The organism is Variovorax sp. Root318D1 (assembly GCF_001424835.1).
GTDB lineage: Bacteria > Pseudomonadota > Gammaproteobacteria > Burkholderiales > Burkholderiaceae_C > Variovorax.
Genome location: NZ_LMCQ01000006.1, coordinates 97694 through 117055 on the forward strand (window position 1 = coordinate 97694; position 19362 = coordinate 117055).

Genomic DNA, 19362 nt, shown 5'->3' on the forward strand with positions numbered 1-19362 from the left:
CATGAGCAGTCTCCGCCGTCTGTACGAAGACCTGCGCAGCATCAGCGTTGCCGTGGTGTACCCGCCCGGCGAAGAACGCGACGTGCTGATCGACCAGCTCAAGCGCATCGGTTGCCGGCTTCATGTCGCCTGGCCGTTTCCCGGCACGCCGCCGACCGCAGACGTCATCTTTTTCCAGGTCTCGCAGGAACTGCAGGGCAGCGCGTCCTGGAGCGCCAGCGTGATCGACGCGACGCTGATCGCACTGTCGGACTACGAGAGCCCGACGACTCTGAAACTGCTGCTGGACACGAGTGCGCATGGCGTGATCACGCGCCCGTTTCGATCGGCAGGCGTGCTGAGCACGCTGGTGCTGGCGCGCTCCGCACAGAGTTTCCAGGCGCGGCTTCAGAGCAAGGTGATGAAGCTCGAGGACACGATCAAGTCGCGCCGCCAGATTGAAAAAGCCATCCGCTTGCTGTCGGAAAGCCAGCAGCTTTCCGAGACGCAGGCTTACGAGCACATGCGCGCTCGCGCGACCAAGCTGAGGATCACCGTGGCCGAGGTTTCCGCGATGATCATCGACGCACACGAGGCCATGGAGAAGCTCGGATTGGGGAATCCCAACGCCAAGCGCTGATCAACCCTTGGCCGTGCATCGGCCGAGCGGCGGGACGGACGGATGCGTGCTTCGATCAGGGCTGAAGCCCAGGAGGAACCGCGGTATTGCCAATGTTCGACCCTGAATGCGTTGGGCCCTGCGCGCTGCGCCATCGCGTCCAGAATGCGCGTCGCCAGTTCGGGCACCAATGGATCCGGCGCTTGGCCGGCCAGCGTCGCCATACCCAGGCAGTAGTCGATGCGAGGCCGAAATGGGCGGCATACTGCTTCGATGAAGCAGGCACCCGCCGAGACGCCGATGGCGTTCATCCGATCCATCGTGTGTGCGTACGAGCGCTATGGAAAGGATCCCACGCATGCGCTGCATGAAGCGCGGATTCTTCCGTCGCAGCTGAAGCGCATCGATGCGAGGGTGACGGCCGAGCAGATGGAAACCTTCTCCGGCCTTGCCATGCGCGAACTCGACGACGAAGCGCTCGGATGGTTTTCACGGCCGCTTCGGCATGGGGCGAACGGCATGCTTTGCCGAGCCTCTTTGCCTTCGCCCGATCTGCATGTCGCGCTGTCGCGGTGGTGCCGGCACTATGCGCTTCTGACCGAAGACATCCGGCTGGAGCTCAGCGTCGATGGAGCGACGGCCTGCCTCTCGATCCATGAGCATGCGGACCTTGGCGAGCAGCGCGAGTTCTGCCTCGTCAGCTCGTTCCGGAATATCCACGGATACGTATGCTGGCTGGCCGACTCACGCATTCCGCTGTCCCATGCCGCGTTTCCATTTTCTCCACCGCCGCACGTCAAAGCGTACGAGTGGATGTTTCGTGGACCGGTGAGCTTCAATCAACCGTGCGCGAGCTTGCGCTTCGACGCGCGCTACCTCAGCCTGCCGGTGCTGCGCGATGACCGCGATCTGCGCCGGATGCTCCAGCGTCCGCTGCCCCTCATCGTTCTTCAGTACCGGCGCGACCGGCTTCTTTCTGGACGCATCCGGGAGCTGCTCAAGGCGCGGGGCATGGCGCTTGCGACCGCGGAGGCCCTTTCCGGCGAGCTCAACCTGTCCACCCGCAGCTTGCACCGGCATCTGGCGGAAGAGGGCGCGTCCTTGCAGCAGCTGAAGAACGAGGTGCGCCGCGACATTGCGATCGATCAGCTGACACGCACGAAGAAACCGGTGAAGCAGATTGCCGCTGCAGCGGGATTCCAGAATGAAGGGAGCTTCAACAGGGCCTTCAAGGAATGGACAGGAAAGACGCCTGGAGAATTCCGAAAGCCGCCCGACGTTACGCGGTGACGGGCACCGGGTCGGCGGGCGCGTCCGGTGCCGGCAACGTCGAGACACCCTGCGCCACTGCCGCCTCCTCTTGCGCACGAAGGGCGCGAAGATAACCGTCGCGTGTCTGGAGCCGCTTCCAGTAGGCAGCGACGGCCGGTGTGAAGCGGGCCGTGAGTCCCAGATGCTCGGCCAGCAACAGCGCATAGCCGACGGACACGTCGGCAGCGGTGAAACGGCCGCCGCACAAATAGGTGTGCGTTGAAAACAGCGGCTCCAGGGTACGCAGCCGGGCCAGGAACCACTTCGCGTAGTCGTCGGCAACGGCGGGTTGCTGGCGGTGCGCGGGCTCGAAACGCGCGTAGCGCAGCACGAGCGTCTGGGGAAACGTGAGCGTCGCTTCGCCGAAATACAGGTAGTTGAGATAGGCGCCGAAGTCGTCTTCACCGCGCTCGACCTGAAGAGGCGTCGGCGCGCTCAAGGCGCAAAGATACTGGCAGATCGCTGCCGATTCGGTCATTCGCGTGTCGCCGTCGAGCATGAGCGGCACGGTCCCGAGCGGATTGACGTCGAGGTAGGTTCGCTGCAATGCGCGAGGGGGAAACGGAAGCATCACGAGCTCGTAGGGCATGCCCAACTCCTCGAGCATCCAGAGGGGCCGGAACGAGCGCGCGCTCATGCAGTGGTAGAGAGTGATCATGTGAATGCCTGTCGCAAAGCATAGGCGCCGCAGCGTCACTCGGCGCGCCACCTTGTTTGCAAATCGTGCCACGTGCAAGGAAGGCGCCTACACCTCGCGCTCCTGGTAGTTGCGCAGCGCCGCAAGGTCGGTGACCACGAGGCTGCCGTATTCGGCATGAACGCAACCCATGGCACTCAGCTGCTTGATCGCGATGTTCGCGCGCTGGCGTGGCAGCCCCGCGAGCTCGCCGAGTTCTTCCTGGGAGATGGGCAGCTTCTCGCCCATGTTGGGGTAGAGCACGGGATTGAACATTCCACTGATCGCGCGCGCGAGCCGCGCCACCGGGTCGGTCAGCCGGTCGGCTTCCACCATGCCAAGGTATTGGGAGAGGCGTTCGTTCAGCTGTCCGATGATGAAGTGGTTGAACTCGAAGCTGGTGTCGAGGAGCCACCGGAACGTGGTCCGTGGAATGTGGATGACGCGCGTCGGCCGCATGGCGATCACGTCGTAGCGCCGCACGCCCGTCTTGATGACCGAGCCTTCGCCGAACCAGCCTCCGCTTGGCACGCCGGTGAACATGACGACCTTGCCGCTGCGACAGGCATTGGTGATCTTGAGCAGCCCGTCCGCGACGCCCACCCATGAATGAACGGGATCGCCCGCGCGAACCACGAATTCGTTTCTCTGGTGAATGGAGTCGTAGGCCTCGCACGCAATTCGCTCGCGCACCGGCTCGGGCAGCGTGCGCGTGCCGGGCATTTCAGCGAGCAGTGCGATCAGTGTTTTGTCTGCTCTCTTCATGGGTCGGCTTTGGGGGTCAAGGCTCCGGCGATCAACGCTGGACCGCATCGGATCGCACTCGGGTTTGTGCTGCCTCACATTGTCTCGCTGCGTACAAACTGCCAGAAAAATCCGACAAAGAATAAGCGCCGTCGAGAGAAGCAGTCAACAACAGGAGACAAGTTCATGCGCGATAGAAAGACTTTCGGATGGCGGGCCGCCGGCCTCACGGCAGCGCTCCTGTCGCTCGCGGGATGCGGCGGAGGCGGCAGCAATGGCGGGGGCGGATTCTTTCCGGTGACCGTGGCGCCACCGCCCGCCGCGGACAATGGCGCAGCGCCTCCGGCGCCTGCACCCGCACCGGCTCCGGTCACCGCGCAGCAAGCCTGTACAAGCCTTGAAGGCAAGACTGTCGGCGCGGCGACAGTCACGGCGGCGGCGGTGGTCGCGGCCAGCGGCGAAGTGCCTGCCTATTGCAAGGTCAACGCAAGGATCGACCCCAAGCTCAACTTCGAGCTGCGACTTCCTGATGCATGGAACAACAAGCTCCAGTACTTCGGCGGCGGTGGATACAACGGGTCGATCCCACCGCTCGTGGCGGGGGATCTGTTGAGCCTGCCAGCCGTCAAGAAAGGCTTTGCCACCGTGGGGAGCGACTCGGGGCATCAAGCCTCGGGCCTCGACGCCTCGTGGGCACTGGACGACCCGACGGCCGCGCAGCTGTTCGGCAGCCTGTCCGTTCCAACGGTCATGTCCTCGGTGGTGGAGATGCTCAAAGTGGCCTACGGCACGGCACCTGCAAAGTCGTACTTCGAAGGCTGTTCGAACGGAGGTCGTGAAGCCTTGATGACCGCGCAGCGCTATCCCAACCTGTTCGACGGAATCATTGCGCGGGCACCGGCCTACAACTGGGTCGGCTTCATGGGCGGCTTCAACCGCACGGCAAAGGCGATGTCGGCGCCGGGCGGATCGCTCGATGCCGCCAAGGTTGCCACCTTGTCCAAGGCCGTGAGGGACGCGTGCGATGCCGACGACGGCATCGTCGACGGCGTGGTGTCGAACCCCGCGGCCTGCAACTTCGATCCCCAGGTGCTGCGGTGCGTAGGCGGTGCGGACACGGGAAGCAACTGCCTGTCGGATGCGCAATTGGCGTCGGTGGCGTCCACCACCTCGCCGGCCGTGTTTGCGGGCAGCCCGACCTACCGTGATCCCGGTCGGCCGCTGGCCGGCAATGAAGACGATCCGGCCGCATTCGGCCTGTGGACGACAGGCGCCGGCAACCCCCAGATGGCGCTGCAGTACCTGTTCCAGGACACGACGGTGAAGACCTACCTCGCGCGCAATCTTGCCGCCGATTCGCTTGCCTACACCTGGGACCAGGACACGGGCGCGCTGTATGGACTGGCGGCGCTCAATGACGCGACCAACGTCGACCTGCGCCCGTTCCAGAACAGCGGCGGCAAGCTGATCCTCTGGCATGGCGAGAACGATGCCGCACTCAGCTACCGCACCACCACGGAGTACTACACCAACATGGTGGCGGCCGTCGGCGGACAGGGCACCGCGGACACCTTCACTCGACTGTACCTCGCACCCGGCGTGAATCACTGTGCGGGCGGGCCCGGCGCCGATGTGTCGGACCTGCTGGGCGCCTTGGATGCATGGGCCGACAAGGGAACCGCGCCTGGAACGCTGGAGGCCAGCAAGATCGTTGCGGGTGCCAATGCGTTCAGCAGGCCGCTGTGCCAGTTCCCGCGCTATCCACGCTACACCGGCCCGTCGAACGACGCGGAGGCGGCCAAGCTCGCGTCGAACTACATCTGCACTTCGCCGTGATCCGGCCGGCCTGGCCATCCTGATCTATCGGATGGCCAGCGCTTCGGGTCGGTCGGGTTGCCAACCACCGCCCAGCGCCTTGAAGGCCGTGACCGCGGCGCGTGCGGATTCGGTTTGCGCCCGCGCCCGCGCATCGGAGGCGCGCAGCAGGTTGTCGTCGGCCTGCAGGACTTCGATCAGGCTGACCACACCCTTTTGGTAGGCCGCGAACGAAGCGCCTCGCGCGCGGCCGAGCGACGCCACGCCTTGCCCGAGCACGGCTGCCTGCTCCTCGCGCTTGACCAGGGCGGAGAAGGCGTTCTCCACGTCCTCGGTCGCGCGCAGCGCGGCAAGCCGGTAGGCCGCCAGCATCTCGGCCTCCTGGCCCTTGGCTTGGTCGATCTGCGCATTGATGCGGCCGAAATCGAACAGGCGCCAGCGCAGGCCCAGCACGCCGGCCGTCTGGCTCGCACCACTGGTGAACAGGTTGCCGCCGGACACGGCCGTTGCGCTGCCGATCAGTCCGCTCAAGGAAAGCTTGGGGTAGTACTCGGCCATGGCAGCGCCGATGCGCGCATTCGATGCGGCCAGGCGACGCTCGGCCACGATCAGGTCGGGCCGGCGCCTGAGCAACTCGGCCGGCGATCCGGCGTTGGCGATCTGCGGGGGGAGCGGAATGGCGCCGGCTTCTGCCAGCTCCGCCCGATGCGTGCCGGGTGCAGAGCCCAGCATCACGTCGAGTGCGTTCATGGCGGCGTCCAGGCCCGCCTCGAGTTCCGGCACGGCGGCGCGGGCCTGGGCGAGGGCGCCTTCGGCCTGATTCACCTGGAGCTCCGCCGCCAATCCCTTGCCATGCAAAAGCTTGACGGTCGAGAGCAGGTCCTGCTGTGTCCGCACCTGGCCTTGTGCAATCTTCAGACGGGTCTGCAAGCCGCGGATGCTGATGTAGATGTCGGCTGTCTGCGCCGCCACGGCCAGGCGGGTGGCGGTGGCGCCGGCTTCCGACGCCTGGTACTCGGCAAGGGCTGCTTCCCGTCCGCGCCGCAGGCCGCCGAACAGGTCGAGCTCCCAGCTCGCGCCGGCGTTGACCTCATAAGAACTGCCCCAGCGGTCGAAACCCGGCGTCGAATTCAGCACCTGCCCCAGGGGAGTCTCGATGGATTGGTAGCCCCTGGCCGCCTGGCCGCTCACATTGCCCGAGGGCAGCAATGCGGCATTCGCCGCGCCGACGCCGGCACGCGCCTGGGCCACGCGGGCGGAGGCCTGCGCAAGGTCGAGGTTCTGTTCCTGTGCAAGCGTGACGAACCGGGTCAGCTGCGGGTCGCCGAATCCCGTCCACCATGCGGTGAGGTCGGCCGGAGCGCTCGCGTGCCGGAGATCCACCGCGGACTGGCCCTGGAAGCGTTCCAGCATGAGCACGTCGGTCCGGACGTAATCGGGCCCGACCGCGCAGCCTGTCGAAAGGCTTGCAACAACGAGTGCCGCAAAGGCTTGTTTGGCCAGCATGGGATTTCCTTCATCGATAAGTAGTGACCATATTACCAGATGGTCACAAGTTGTCCAATTGTTGGGACTCGCGTAAGCTGGACCCATGAAGACAACAAGCGCTTATCCCGTTTCGGCCCGAGGCCCGGCCGACCATGAGGTGCGAGACCAGATCGTGGCCGCGGCCACCGAGCACTTCAGCCGCTACGGCTACGAAAAAACGACCGTCTCCGACCTTGCCAAGGCCATCGGCTTTTCCAAGGCCTACATCTACAAGTTCTTCGAATCCAAGCAGGCCATTGGCGAGATGATCTGCGCCAACTGCCTGCGCGAGATCGAAGCCCAGGTCGGCGCGGCGGTTGCGGAAGCCAAGCAGCCGCCGGAAAAGCTGCGCCGCATGTTCAAGTCCATTACAGAGGCAACCCTTCGGCTGTTGTTCCAGGACCAGAAGCTCTACGAGATTGCCGCCTCGGCCGCCACGGAGCGCTGGCAGGCGGTGCATGCCTATGAAGAACGCATCCAGAAGCTGCTCCGGGACATCCTGCAGGAAGGAAGGCAGAGCGGGGACTTCGAGCGCAAGACGCCGCTGGATGAGACGGCGACGGCCATCTACCTGGTGATCCGCCCCTACATCAACCCGGTGCTGCTGCAGAGCAGCGCCGACTATGCCGAGGAAGCGCCGGTGCACCTGTCGAACCTGGTCCTCCGCAGCCTGTCGCCCTGACTTCCTATTTCTTTGTGACTATTGACTAATATAGTCACTAGTAGCAGAATGAAGGTCCCGATCACTTCCTCAGTGGGACTTTCATGCGCCGGCGCTCCCTTGCTACCTTCGCAGTCATCTGCGCATTGCCATTCGCCTTGGCCGCGTGCGGCGAAAAGGCGCCAGCCGATCCGCGTACGGGGGCGCCCCTGGTGCGCACCGCCATCGTCCAGGGCGCAACCCCAGGGTCGCGTTCTTTCACGGGAACCGTAGCCGCCCGGGTGCAGAGCGACCTGGGATTTCGTGTCTCGGGCAAGGTGCTGGAGCGGCTCGTGGACGGCGGGCAAACCGTGAAGCGCGGCCAGCCGCTGATGCGCCTCGATCCCGCCGATCTGAAGCTTGCCGCGCAGGCGCAGCAAGAAGCCGTGGCCGCGGCGCGAGCGCGTGCCCAGCAGACGGCGGACGACGAAGCCCGCTACCGCGACCTGCGCGGTACCGGCGCCATCTCGGCTTCGGCCTACGACCAGATCAAGAGCGCGGCCGATGCGGCCAAGGCCCAGCTCAACGCGGCCGTGGCCCAGGCCGACGTTGCGCTCAATGCAAGCCGCTACACGCAGCTGGTGGCGGACGGCGACGGCGTCGTCATGGAAACGCTGGCCGAGCCAGGACAGGTCGTGAACGCGGGGCAGGCCGTGGTGCGCCTGGCCCACGCCGGGCGCCGAGAAGCCGTGATCCAGCTGCCGGAAACCCTGCGCCCCGTGGTCGGCTCCACTGCGCAAGCCACGCTTTTCGGCAAGGAAGGCCCGGGCGTTGCGGCCAGGCTGCGGCAGCTCTCGGACGCCGCGGACCGGCTCACCCGTACCTTCGATGCGCGCTACGTGCTGGAGGGAGAGCTGGCCAATGCGCCATTGGGCACCACGGTGTCCATCCAGATTCCGGATGGCTCTTCTTCTATGCAAGCAGGCTTCCAAGTGCCTGCAGGTTCCCTGTTCGACGCAGGCAAGGGGTCGGGCGTATGGATCATCGACGGCACGCCCGCAAAAGTTTCATGGCGCGCGGTCCAGATCCAGCAGCTGAATGACGATGGTGCACGCGTCGCCGGCCAGATCAAGCAAGGCGACCGGATCGTCGCACTCGGCGCGCATCTGCTGCGCGAAGGTGAAGAGGTTCGGCTTGCAGCCCAATCCCCTGCCGCCGGCGCCGTTGCACAGCGAGCCCACCCGTGAGCGAAGGCCGCTTCAACCTGTCGGCGCTCGCGGTGCGCGAGCGCGCGATCAGCCTGTTCCTGATTCTCCTGATCTCGCTGGCCGGAGGCGTCGCGTTCTTCAAGCTCGGCCGCGCCGAGGACCCCGCATTCACGATCAAGGTGATGACGATCGTCACCGCCTGGCCCGGCGCCACCGCGCAGGAGATGCAGGACCAGGTGGCCGAGAAGATCGAGAAGCGCATGCAGGAACTGCGCTGGTACGAACGCACGGAGACCTACACCCGACCCGGCCTTGCCTTCACCATGCTGACCTTGCTGGACAGCACGCCGCCGTCGGAAGTGGAGGCCGAGTTCTACCAGGCCCGCAAGAAGGTCGGGGACGAGGCGCGCAACTTGCCGCAAGGCGTGATCGGGCCTTTTCTCAACGACGAGTATTCCGACGTGACCTTCGCGCTGTACGCGCTCAAGGCCAAGGGTGAACCGCAGCGCCTCCTGGTGCGCGACGCGGAGACGCTGCGCCAGCGGTTGCTGCACGTGCCGGGCGTGAAGAAGGTCAACATCGTCGGCGAGCAGTCGGAGCGCATCTACGTCGAGTTCTCACACGAGCGGCTGGCCACGCTGGGCGTCTCGCCGCAGGACGTGTTCGCCGCGCTCAACAGCCAGAACGTCTTGACGCCGGCCGGCTCCGTGGAGACCAAGGGGCCGGAAGTGTTCATTCGCCTGGACGGCGCCTTCGACGAGCTGCAGAAGATCCGCGATACGCCGGTGGTGGTCCAGGGCCGCACGCTCAAGCTGTCGGACGTCGCCACCGTCAAGCGCGGCTATGAAGACCCGGCGACCGTGATGATCCGCAATGGCGGTGAGCCGGCGCTGTTGCTGGGCGTGGTCATGCGCGACGGCTGGAACGGGCTCGACCTGGGCAAGTCGCTGGACAGCGAGGTCCGCGCCATCAACGCCGAGCAACCGCTGGGCATGCGCCTGGACAAGGTCACGGACCAGGCCGTCAACATCAGCGCCGCGGTGGACGAGTTCATGGTCAAGTTCTTCGTCGCGCTCTTGGTCGTGATGCTGGTGAGCTTCGTGAGCATGGGCTGGCGCGTGGGCCTCGTGGTGGCCGCGGCCGTGCCGCTGACGCTGGCGGTGGTCTTCGTGGTGATGCTCGCAAGCGGCAAGAACTTCGATCGCATCACGCTGGGATCGCTGATCCTCGCGCTGGGCCTCCTGGTGGACGACGCCATCATCGCCATCGAGATGATGGTGGTGAAGATGGAGGAGGGCTACGGCCGCATCGCCGCCTCCGCCTATGCCTGGAGCCATACCGCGGCGCCGATGCTCTCGGGCACGCTGGTCACTGCCGTGGGCTTCATGCCCAACGGCTTTGCCAGGTCCACGGCAGGCGAGTACACCAGCAACATGTTCTGGATCGTCGGCATCGCGCTCATCGCGTCCTGGGTGGTCGCAGTGATCTTCACGCCCTACCTCGGCGTCAAGCTGCTGCCCGACTTCAAGAAGGTCGAGGGCGGCCACGAAGCGATCTACGACACGCCGCGCTACAACCGCTTTCGCCAGCTGCTGGCGCGCGTCATCGCGCGCAAGTGGCTGGTCGCCGGCTCGGTCATTGGCCTCTTCGTCTTGGCCGTGCTCGGCATGGCGGTGGTCAAGAAGCAGTTCTTCCCGATCTCCGACCGACCTGAAGTGCTGATCGAAGTGCAGATGCCCTATGGCACGTCGATCACCCAGACCAGCGCCGCCACGTCCAAGGTGGAAGACTGGCTGGCCAAGCAGGCCGAAGCCCGGATCGTCACCGCCTACGTGGGCCAGGGCGCGCCGCGCTTCTATTTCTCGATGGGGCCGGAGCTGCCCGATCCGTCGTTCGCCAAGATCGTGGTGCGTACCGAGAACCAGGACGAACGCGAAGCGTTGAAGCATCGCCTGCGGCAAGCCATTGCCGATGGCCTCGCGCCCGAGGCGCGCTTGCGCGTCACCCAGCTGGTTTTCGGCCCGTACTCGCCGTTCCCGGTGGCCTACCGTGTCACCGGCCCCGATCCCGACAAGCTGCGCAAGATCGCGGCCGACGTGCAGCAGGTGATGGATGCCAGTCCGATGATGCGCACGGTCAACACCGACTGGGGCGCGCGCACGCCCACGCTGCACTTCACCTTGCAGCAGGACCGGCTGCAGGCTGTGGGGCTGAGCTCCAGCGCCGTGGCGCAACAACTGCAGTTTTTGCTCAGCGGCGCGCCGGTGACTGCCGTGCGCGAGGACATCCGCACGGTGCAGGTCGTCGCGCGCTCGGCCGGCGGCATCCGGCTCGACCCGGCCCGCATCGGCGACTTTACGCTCGCCGGCGCCAACGGCCAGCGCATTCCGCTGTCGCAAGTGGGCCAGGTCGACGTGCGGATGGAAGAACCGATCATGCGACGGCGCGACCGGGTGCCGACGATCACCGTGCGTGGCGACATCGCCGAAGGCTTGCAGCCGCCGGACGTGTCGGCGGCCGTCACCGCGCAGCTGCAGCCGCTCATCGACAAACTGCCGGGCGGCTATCGCATCGAGGAGGCCGGTTCCATCGAGGAGTCGGGCAAGGCGACGGCTGCGATGCTGCCGCTCTTTCCGATCATGCTGGCCATCACCTTGCTGATCATCATCCTGCAGGTGCGTTCGATCTCCGCGATGGTCATGGTCTTCCTGACCAGCCCGCTGGGGCTGATCGGCGTGGTGCCGACCCTGATCCTGTTTCAGCAGCCTTTCGGCATCAATGCGCTGGTCGGCCTGATCGCGCTGTCGGGCATCCTGATGCGCAACACGCTGATATTGATCGGGCAGATCCACCACAACGAACAGGCGGGGCTCGACCCGTTCCGAGCGGTGGTCGAGGCCACCGTGCAGCGTGCCCGGCCGGTGATCCTGACGGCCATGGCCGCGATCCTGGCCTTCATTCCGCTGACGCATTCGGTGTTCTGGGGAACGCTCGCCTACACGCTGATCGGCGGGACCTTTGCCGGGACTGCTCTGACGCTGGTGTTCTTGCCGGCCGTGTATGCCATCTGGTTCCGGATCAGGCCCGACAGCGGCCGCGTGCCTCTGGTCGCGCAGCCGGCCTGAACAGGACCCGCGTCGTGAGTCCGCTCTCCCTGCTGTCCGTGAGTATCGAAAAAGGAATTGCCATGCTGGATACAGTCGTCGTCATCACCGGCGTGTCGTCGGGCATCGGACGTGCCGCCGCAGAGAAATTTGCCAAGCTCGGCTGCCGCGTCTTCGGCACCGTGCGCAGCATCGACAAGACGCCACCGTTGCCCGGCGTCGAGCTCGTCGAGATGGACGTTCGCGAAGACGCTTCCGTTGAACGCGCCATCAAGCACATCATCGACCAGGCCGGCCGCATCAGCGTGCTCGTCAACAACGCGGGCATGAGCATGCTCGGCGCGGTGGAGGAAACATCGGTTTCTGAGGCGGCGTCGCTGTTCGACATCAACGTGTTCGGCGTGCTGCGAACGACTCATGCGGTGCTCCCGCACATGCGAGCGCAACGCCGCGGAAGAATCGTCAACATCAGTTCGGTGCTGGGCTTTCTGCCGGCGCCGTACATGGGGCTTTATTCGGCTTCCAAGCATGCGGTGGAGGGTCTGTCCGAAACCCTGGACCATGAGGTGCGCCAGTTCGGCATTCGCGTGACGCTGGTCGCACCGGCCTATACCCGGACCAACCTGGATGCCAATTCGCCCCAGGCAAGCTCGACAATCGCCGACTACGACCGCGAGCGTGCCATCGCGGCGCGCGCTGTGGCGCACAGCATCGACGGCGCTCCCGGACCCGATGGCGTGGCCGACACGATCGTCGACGCCGCCCTTGGCCCCTGGCGCATGCGCCGCACGCCGGCCGGGCAGGCATCGCTCCTGAGCAAGCTGCGCCGCTTCATGCCGGCCGGTCCGGTCGACGCCAGCCTGCGCAAGGCACTCGGCCTGGTCTGAACTCAGGTGTCGACTATCAGAAGGAATGAGCCCTGCATCTTTGGAATCAACCATCTACGCATTGATCAATCGCTGCGCCGTTGTTTCACTTAAGTTGGAATTCTTCGGGGTTTGTCTCCTTGAAGATTTCCTGCCTTTCCGGCGCCAATAGAACGCCGCTGCCACGAGATGGATGGAAGCGCGGCCGCTAATTCACGAACCAGGAGTCCCCATGACCCATCGTTCATTCTCGCTAGCCTTCTGGATTGCCATCAGTGCCGCGGCCCTTGCACAGGTTGGCTGCGCGTACAAACCCGGGGTCATGGCCGATGCAGGCCGCTCGACCGTGACGACCGAGAACGGCCAGATCAAAGGCCTTGCGAAGGGAGCCTCAGAGGTGTTCCTCGGACTGCCTTTCGCGGCGCCGCCAATGGGAAGCCTGCGTTGGGCGCCCCCGGAGAGAGCCGCTTCCTGGCAGGGCGTGCGAGATGGGACGGTCGCGGGACCTAGTTGCCCGCAGGCGGGTAGTTCCCCGGTCATCGGTCGGACAGAGAACGAGGACTGCCTTTATCTCAACCTCTATCGTCCCGCAGGTACTGCTTCGGGCGCATCGCTCCCAGTGCTTGTGTATGTCCATGGCGGGGCCAATACGGTCGGCGGCGCAATCCAGATCGACGGCGCTCGCATGGCGGCAGAAAACGGGATCGTGGTTGTTGCCATCAATCACCGCCTCGGATCGCTCGGCTTCTTGAATCATCCCGCGCTCGCCCAGCAGGCCAAGGATCGCCTGGCGGGAAACTATGCGTTGCTCGATATCAAAGCAGCGCTCGAATGGGTTCAACGCAACATCGGTGCATTCGGCGGCAACCCCAACAAAGTGACGTTGGGAGGAACCTCGTCGGGAGCAACCAATGTTTGCGCGCTCCTTGTCAACCCTGGTACAGCTGGGCTTCTTCATGCTGCGATTATTTCCAGTGATGATTGCTTGCGGGACGTCGACACGGTCGCGCAATCGGAGGCGCGCGCGGCAGCCTTTGCAGCCAAGCTTGGATGCGCGAACCCGGGGAATGTCCTGGCCTGCTTGCGCTCCAAGAGCGCCGGCGAGTTGGTGACTGCCGGAGGTGCCTGGAATCCACACGTTGACCCCAAAGGATTTCACCGCAAGCCTGCGATCGACGCGATCGCGGCAGGCGAATGGAGGGCGGTGCCTGTATTGATAGGCAGCATGCGCGAAGAAGGGCGTGGTTCCGGCGTGGCTTTCGCCAACTTCACGGCCCAGGCGTACGCGGCCTGGGTCACCCGGCTCGTCGGGGCTGACCGTGCTCCAGCGCTGCTGGCAGCCTATCCAGCGGACAAATATTCGGGCCAGTACGCGCTGCCCTACGTCGTCGGTGACTTCGTTACCGACAGCGGAATGCGCGGTCTCGGTGGTTGTACCAACCTGGCGCTGGCGAGACATCTCGCGCGGCAAACGCCCACCTACTATTATCAATTCGAGGATCCAAACCCACCGGCACCCTCGACGCCGCCCGGCTATGAGTTTCGCGCGTCACACGGTCTCGATACTCCGTTCACATGGCCCGATTCGCCTCACATGGCGCAGTCCTCCTCACGGTTCACAGAAGCGCAGTGGCAGTTGTCGAAGGAGATGACCCGCTACTGGGCCGCTTTCGCCAAGAACTTCAACCCGGAGGTTCCCGGCCAGGCGGCGTGGCCTCGACTGATCGCGGACGGATCGTTGATGTCGCTGCGGCCGGGCGGACGGAGCCAAGCCTCGCCTGTCGCACAGTTTGCAGAGCTCCACAAGTGCGCACTGTGGGAAAAGATGCCCTGGGTGCTCGATCGCGGCGAACGCTGATCTGCTGCGACCGGAACGGAGATGACTTGGTATGGGGCGTCCGAGCGGACTTGGCCGCGCCCTCGTAGTCCGCACTTGCCCTCCCCGGTTATGTTCCATCAACGACAGCTGTGGAGCGAAACGCATAGCCGCTTTGGGCCCGGAAGAGACATTCCTCAAACCACGAAGCGGACCTCAGATCGGCGCTTCCGATCCTTAGCGCCGCCTTTCGGCCGCATTCTGGCGAGAGCCTTGGCTCCAACCGACCTCCAAGTCGCACAAAAGTGGTGAACTCGCGCAGGTGAACGAGAGCGCCGCCAAACCTGACGCGAGTTCGCTGACTGCCGGGCGACCTGTATTGACAACGCTCAAGCCGGCGACCAAGCTTCCGTCAGGAGGTGCCGGACCATGAACAAGCGACAAGCTCTTCTGATTGGATTGGCCGCCGTAACGACGCCGTTCGGGCGTCACGCAAGCGCGCAACCGAAGAAAGCCCAGGGCAGCAACACTGAAGCCACCCTGCGCGACACCATCGTCCAGTTCGAGAAAGCCTGGAACCGGCACGACGTGAATGCCTGCCTGGCCTCGATGACCGAGGACGTCTGGTTCACCCAATCGCTCGACCACTACGGCCGCATGAAGGGCAAGGCGGCGGTGAAAACTGCCTTCGAGTACGACGTGAAGAACACCGACCTCCGGTGGGAGGTGAAAGCCGTCCGCATGATGCCCGACGGGACCGCTAGCGTCGTGTTGCGTCAGGTCGGCTTGATACCGCCCAAGACCGATGGCAAGTACAAGCGTGAAGACGTCAGCGATCCAAGCTTCGGCCGCTGGCGCTTCGAAGGCGGCAAGTGGCGACTATTCTTTTTCACTTCGCACAAGGGCTGGGCGCTGGATGAAATGAAGAAAGACGGAATGCAGTAGCGAGCGATTCCGACTCATCTCCAATGGGCACTTTGGCCAAGGAGGCCTCAATGACTAACCTTCAGGTTTTGTTAACGGTCGCAGTGCTGGCATTCGGCGCGTCTACAGTGAGCGCCGAGAAGCTTGAGGTGAAATGTGAGTATTGGCACAAGCGCTTGGGTCAGCTTGACGACAGAACGAACCGCATCGACCTGGACGCACGAACTTGCAACGGGCAGCCCTGCACGATCTCCGACACCGAGTTCAAATGGCAAGAGGAAGCCGGTCGGGCTGATCTGAGAATTGATCGCGTCGCAGGCGAGGGTACGGTCAGCTATCTATCGGACGTCATCGCTGATCAGAAGAACTGCAAGACCATCAAGACGGGGCGCTAGGGGGCGTTGTGCTCGCTCGGAACCGGCCGGTCACTGGCTGTGTTCGTGCCCTGAAACCGGTATTGGGGCCAAGAGACCGGATGATATTCATCAGCGGAAGAGAAGGAATGTCCGTTCCTGGCCCGAATGCTGCCTACTTGCCATTCAATGCCAGCCGCTTCTGCACGGCTTGAAAGATGCGCCCTCGTGTGAGTCGCATGGCTTGGCCGCGCTGCCAGCTATCCTGTGACACCGTGGAGTTCACGGCAACCACCAGATCCAGCGGCGGGTGAACCCAGATGACTTGGCCTGCGTAGCCGCTGGCGATGTAAGTAGGGCCCGATGCAGCCCACCAGTACAGTCCGTATGGCAAGCCGACAGGCGGCCCGCCAGTACTTTGCGGCCTAACCAATTGCGCCACGAACCCGGGAGGCAGCACCTGCTCGTCTGCCCAGCTCCCTTCCTGTAGCAGAAGATAGCCTAGCTTCGCCATGTCCACAGTTCTCATCCACGCACTGCCATGAAGGTATTTGGGCTCTCGTAAGGCAAGAGGCGTCACGAGTTGGTCCCGCACCAAGTCGGCAGTGCGGCGGCCGGTAATACGTTCGAGAATGCCTTGAACCATGAGCGGACCGCTGTCGTCGTAAGCGAATCGTTCGCCTGGCTCTGCCCGAATCGGCCTGGCCCACGCCACCGCCGGAGCAAGTGGTGCGGCAGTCCCTGTGCTGTCATTGACCTCAAAGCCAGTTGTCATGGCGAGGAGGTGTCGAAGCGTGATGGCCTGCGAACGAGGGTCCGCATTGAGAGCGCGCCACTCAGGGATGAGGTCGACCACCGGCTGTTCCAACGAGGCAAGCTGTCCTCGTTGCAGGGCCGTCCCCACCAGCAGGGCCAAGGCGCTCTTGGTTACGGATTGCGCGTCTCGCAGAGTGTCGGGGCTGCCATCACGGTAATACTCGTACACCCTGCGGCCTTGGAGGACGACCACCACGCTTTGGACATCACCCAAGGCCGTGGCAATGCCTTCGTCGAAGCCCTCGAAAGTGGCGGCGTCGAGGCGCTGCTCTTCGGGTGTCGACGTTCGCCAAGGCGGCAACTCCTGCGCAAGCGCGGTGGCCGCAACCATCGAAATAAGCCAGACGACGAATCTCCGCATCTTGTGCTCCGAATTTCTTGTTGAGGCTGCGCCATCTGACGCGGCCCTGGCAGCATTCTGTCCGCGCCGCGCGTCTGGGGAGACGGTCACCGCGAACCCGCCGTCCGCGCACATCCACGCTACTACCCTGAAGGGTGCCGGAAAGTCTGCAGTTGGCCGAACGCCGTCATCTTGCCACTCGGCCTGATGTTGGTTTGCCCTCTTCGCTTATCTCGTCGATCAGCGCATTGGCGCCTTCGGAGAAAACTACGGAGAATCCGAAACACATAGCTCGAGTTTGCCCAAGCACCGTAGGATCCAAATTTGGTGGTCCGTTCTTCCCCTCTTGAGTAAGCCAGCCGTTCAGGCAGTCTCGTCTTACTGTTTGGGCTTTTCTTGCTAAGGCAAGATCAAATTCCACCCGGCCTTCACGCAGCGTTCCATCCGGCTGCAACTGTGACTTCGCCCAGCGAACACCCGGTACGGAAAGCATGTCCCAGCGAAGCTGGCATGCTTCCTTAGACATTTCTCCGCGGCTGCTCGATTTCACACAGCGGTCGATCGTCGCCCGCCAAGCACGCCGCTCAGCGACAGCAAAGGGCGATCCGGTTTTCGCGGGCCCGTTGCAGGCTGCTAGTGTCACGACCAAGCTACAGACCGCCAACTTCAGCCCGCTCCTGCGCAGAGCTTGGAAAATCAAACGTTTGTCGCACATGCGAACTATTGTCTCTTCTAAGGAGGCGCTGCGAGCGATGCTTTTCGACGTCCGCTTCTGACCGGAGCTAGGCTTAGGCGCACGAAGGCGATGAGATGAATGAACAGATGCCGAGTCCGGATTAGAGCAACGTTCTGGCATCAAAACGGAGAAACGGGAGGGACTTCCGCTATTGGCCGCAGGCGGTCGTTGCCCATCGTCGCATGGCTCATTCAGCGACCGGTCATTGCCACGTTCCAGGACACAAGCTGCGGCCCCTGGTTGTTGCACATCCACCGTTCAACGCCAGCAACGATGCCTTCGCCATCGCCGCCCAACGCTGTGAACGCCACAAGTGGCGGTCCCAACTTCGCGAGCACTGAGGAAAGCCGAGTGCCGTCGATGCAGCGAACTTCGTATGTGCTCTCGGGCAGGCGTTGGACCTCCTGCTCGATTCTGATCCAACATTGGCTATGGAAAAGCTGCCGCTCCGAAAGCGGCGTCATGGCCTCAGCGTCCAAAGCTGGTGAGACGCGCCAACGGTCGGCAAGTCGATTGCGGGAGGTGCCAACGTATCGGATCACTCCGTCGTTTCCGGCCACGAGGTAGAGACATGGCGTACGGGCTTTCCACAATCCCGTATCGAGAATGTCGTACTCAGCTTGGAGCCATGGACCGACGCGAGCACCTTGGGCCACGTTACGCTTCCAGCGCTTTCCGCCGATTCCGTGAATACGGATGACCGGGGTTGCGGCATTAAAGATGGCGTAGGCGTGCTGATGTGCGGCAGATGTCATGCTTGAAAGGCGCGGCAGACCTGCATCGCGGTTGCCCAAGAGTTCTGTTTTGAACTGTAGCTGCGAGTTCCGTGATTTCAGACGTGGGCCGCATCGAAATCAGAGAACCGGGGCAAATGTCCGGTCGCGCCCCCTCCGGACGCGACCATCCGAAACGGAGAACTCGCCCGGCTCGATCTGGCGAGCAAACTGCGACACCGGTCGCTGTTGATGAAAGACGTATTCGACTCGAAATTTCATCCCATCCCCACCTGAAACAACTGCCTCTGAGCAAATTCTGCTGCGTTCACCAAGGTCCTACTAGCCGGAAGCGCAAGCTCGAAAATGTATGCGTCTCGGGAGAATCAGCTACAGCTTCCGGGAGGCACCCGGATGATCATCTCGGCGTCACCGCCGCTGAGTTTGGTATAGGTGTAGACGTACTCGACAGAGATCTTGTTATCAATCATCTTCTTGTAGGTGGTGTTGCAGACCTGCTTTACGGCAATGGCTTGGTATACGTCCTTGTTCGCTGCCTCGATCGGTGCGTCGGGGGACATGGTGTAGCTCACGCGGTACAGATCCTTGCCCAGATCTACCTTCGTCAAAGTCGTGAACCGATCTACCTTCTGGGGGAGCGCTAGGTTGATCGCTCTGACCTGATCCTCAATGTCTTTCATTGCCGCCATCCTCTGCTTTCGCAGCATGACGGTTTCAAAAATCTTAGGCACGCCTGCCAAGACAACAAGCACGATCACAATTTTCATCCATCTGCTCAAAGTACTCTCCCTCGATTGAGGGCGTGATCGTACCTTCGTGAATCCCGCCTGGTTCATTACGCCTCTTCAAAAAGCCCCGTCGCTAGGCGGAGCCCTTCGCCGTGACAGCTGAAGTGATGGTCAAAGATGCCCAGCCGAACCTCGCCGGTTTCCTTATCTATGCCGACGGCGCCAACGCGAGGTGTTTTCGACAGTCATCAGGAGGTCTACGGGAAGGTCGGGTTGTGGCCGCTACGCGCCTCCGGCGATGTGGGCCAAAGGCCGAGGTTGCCATCGCCGAGACGCATATTGCAACACGTCATCCGACGGACACGACACCGCCCCGCATCGTAAGCATTTCAGTTCAGCAGCCATCTTTTCTGGGGAAGGCATCTG

The 19362-nt window shown here is 63.5% G+C and carries 17 protein-coding genes; 10 read left to right on the forward strand and 7 right to left on the reverse strand.

What is annotated here, in order from left to right; all coding sequences use genetic code 11:
• The first annotated feature begins 1 nt into the window (after nucleotide 1).
• Nucleotides 2-619, forward strand: a complete 618-nt coding sequence (locus ASC78_RS07280; RefSeq protein WP_055798543.1) for an ANTAR domain-containing response regulator — start codon at nucleotides 2-4, stop codon at nucleotides 617-619.
• 252 nt (nucleotides 620-871) lie between these two features.
• Nucleotides 872-1888 (forward strand): AraC family transcriptional regulator, encoded by a 1017-nt coding sequence (locus ASC78_RS07285; protein ID WP_235505017.1) that lies wholly within the window; start codon nucleotides 872-874, stop codon nucleotides 1886-1888.
• On the opposite strand, the gene ASC78_RS07290 is transcribed toward ASC78_RS07285, so the two are convergent.
• Together ASC78_RS07290 and ASC78_RS07295 are read right to left on the reverse strand one after the other, a co-directional pair.
• Complete coding sequence (locus ASC78_RS07290; RefSeq protein ID WP_055798548.1) at nucleotides 1878-2567, reverse strand: glutathione S-transferase family protein; 690 nt, start codon at nucleotides 2565-2567, stop codon at nucleotides 1878-1880. The genes ASC78_RS07285 and ASC78_RS07290 overlap by 11 nt on opposite strands.
• 87 nt (nucleotides 2568-2654) lie before the next feature.
• Entirely contained in the window at nucleotides 2655-3350 is a 696-nt protein-coding gene (locus tag ASC78_RS07295; RefSeq protein ID WP_055798551.1) for a Crp/Fnr family transcriptional regulator, read from the reverse strand.
• A 165-nt stretch (nucleotides 3351-3515) separates the two neighbouring features.
• Between ASC78_RS07295 and ASC78_RS07300 the strand changes: the two genes are divergently transcribed.
• On the forward strand, nucleotides 3516-5165 hold the full coding sequence (locus ASC78_RS07300) for a tannase/feruloyl esterase family alpha/beta hydrolase (protein WP_055798554.1): 1650 nt from the start codon (nucleotides 3516-3518) through the stop codon (nucleotides 5163-5165).
• Between the two features lie 24 nt (nucleotides 5166-5189).
• Here the strand turns inward: ASC78_RS07300 and ASC78_RS07305 are convergent, their stop codons facing one another.
• Complete coding sequence (locus ASC78_RS07305; RefSeq protein ID WP_055798557.1) at nucleotides 5190-6650, reverse strand: efflux transporter outer membrane subunit; 1461 nt, start codon at nucleotides 6648-6650, stop codon at nucleotides 5190-5192.
• A gap of 85 nt (nucleotides 6651-6735) precedes the next feature.
• Between ASC78_RS07305 and ASC78_RS07310 the strand changes: the two genes are divergently transcribed.
• The 7 genes from ASC78_RS07310 (at nucleotide 6736) to ASC78_RS07340 (ending at nucleotide 15624) form a co-directional block, all read left to right on the forward strand.
• Nucleotides 6736-7353: a TetR/AcrR family transcriptional regulator gene (locus ASC78_RS07310; protein ID WP_055798560.1), complete on the forward strand. Its 618-nt coding sequence runs from the start codon at nucleotides 6736-6738 to the stop codon at nucleotides 7351-7353.
• A gap of 83 nt (nucleotides 7354-7436) precedes the next feature.
• Nucleotides 7437-8558, forward strand: coding sequence for an efflux RND transporter periplasmic adaptor subunit (locus tag ASC78_RS07315; RefSeq protein WP_055798562.1), 1122 nt, complete (start codon nucleotides 7437-7439; stop codon nucleotides 8556-8558).
• The gene (locus ASC78_RS07320; RefSeq protein WP_055798565.1) at nucleotides 8555-11644 is read left to right on the forward strand and encodes an efflux RND transporter permease subunit; all 3090 of its coding nucleotides are present in this window, start codon (nucleotides 8555-8557) and stop codon (nucleotides 11642-11644) included. The genes ASC78_RS07315 and ASC78_RS07320 overlap by 4 nt, the downstream gene beginning before the upstream one ends.
• A 62-nt stretch (nucleotides 11645-11706) precedes the next feature.
• Nucleotides 11707-12510: an oxidoreductase gene (locus ASC78_RS07325; RefSeq protein WP_055798569.1), complete on the forward strand. Its 804-nt coding sequence runs from the start codon at nucleotides 11707-11709 to the stop codon at nucleotides 12508-12510.
• Between the two features lie 211 nt (nucleotides 12511-12721).
• Nucleotides 12722-14347: a carboxylesterase/lipase family protein gene (locus ASC78_RS07330; RefSeq protein ID WP_162246091.1), complete on the forward strand. Its 1626-nt coding sequence runs from the start codon at nucleotides 12722-12724 to the stop codon at nucleotides 14345-14347.
• 387 nt (nucleotides 14348-14734) lie between these two features.
• Nucleotides 14735-15250 (forward strand): nuclear transport factor 2 family protein, encoded by a 516-nt coding sequence (locus ASC78_RS07335; RefSeq protein ID WP_055798574.1) that lies wholly within the window; start codon nucleotides 14735-14737, stop codon nucleotides 15248-15250.
• 50 nt (nucleotides 15251-15300) lie between these two features.
• Nucleotides 15301-15624 carry a hypothetical protein gene (locus tag ASC78_RS07340; protein ID WP_082517468.1) on the forward strand — a complete coding sequence of 108 codons (324 nt, stop codon included), beginning with the start codon at nucleotides 15301-15303 and terminating at the stop codon, nucleotides 15622-15624.
• Nucleotides 15625-15757: 133 nt separating this feature from the next.
• Here the strand turns inward: ASC78_RS07340 and ASC78_RS07345 are convergent, their stop codons facing one another.
• The 4 genes from ASC78_RS07345 to ASC78_RS07360 form a co-directional block, all read right to left on the reverse strand.
• Nucleotides 15758-16759, reverse strand: coding sequence for a serine hydrolase domain-containing protein (locus ASC78_RS07345; protein WP_055798580.1), 1002 nt, complete (start codon nucleotides 16757-16759; stop codon nucleotides 15758-15760).
• Nucleotides 16760-16925: 166 nt separating this feature from the next.
• Nucleotides 16926-17453, reverse strand: a complete 528-nt coding sequence (locus tag ASC78_RS27405) for a hypothetical protein (RefSeq protein WP_157634408.1) — start codon at nucleotides 17451-17453, stop codon at nucleotides 16926-16928.
• Between the two features lie 212 nt (nucleotides 17454-17665).
• Complete coding sequence (locus ASC78_RS07355) at nucleotides 17666-18268, reverse strand: hypothetical protein (protein WP_235505018.1); 603 nt, start codon at nucleotides 18266-18268, stop codon at nucleotides 17666-17668.
• Between the two features lie 305 nt (nucleotides 18269-18573).
• Complete coding sequence (locus tag ASC78_RS07360; protein ID WP_055798589.1) at nucleotides 18574-18975, reverse strand: hypothetical protein; 402 nt, start codon at nucleotides 18973-18975, stop codon at nucleotides 18574-18576.
• Nucleotides 18976-19362: the final 387 nt, after the last annotated feature.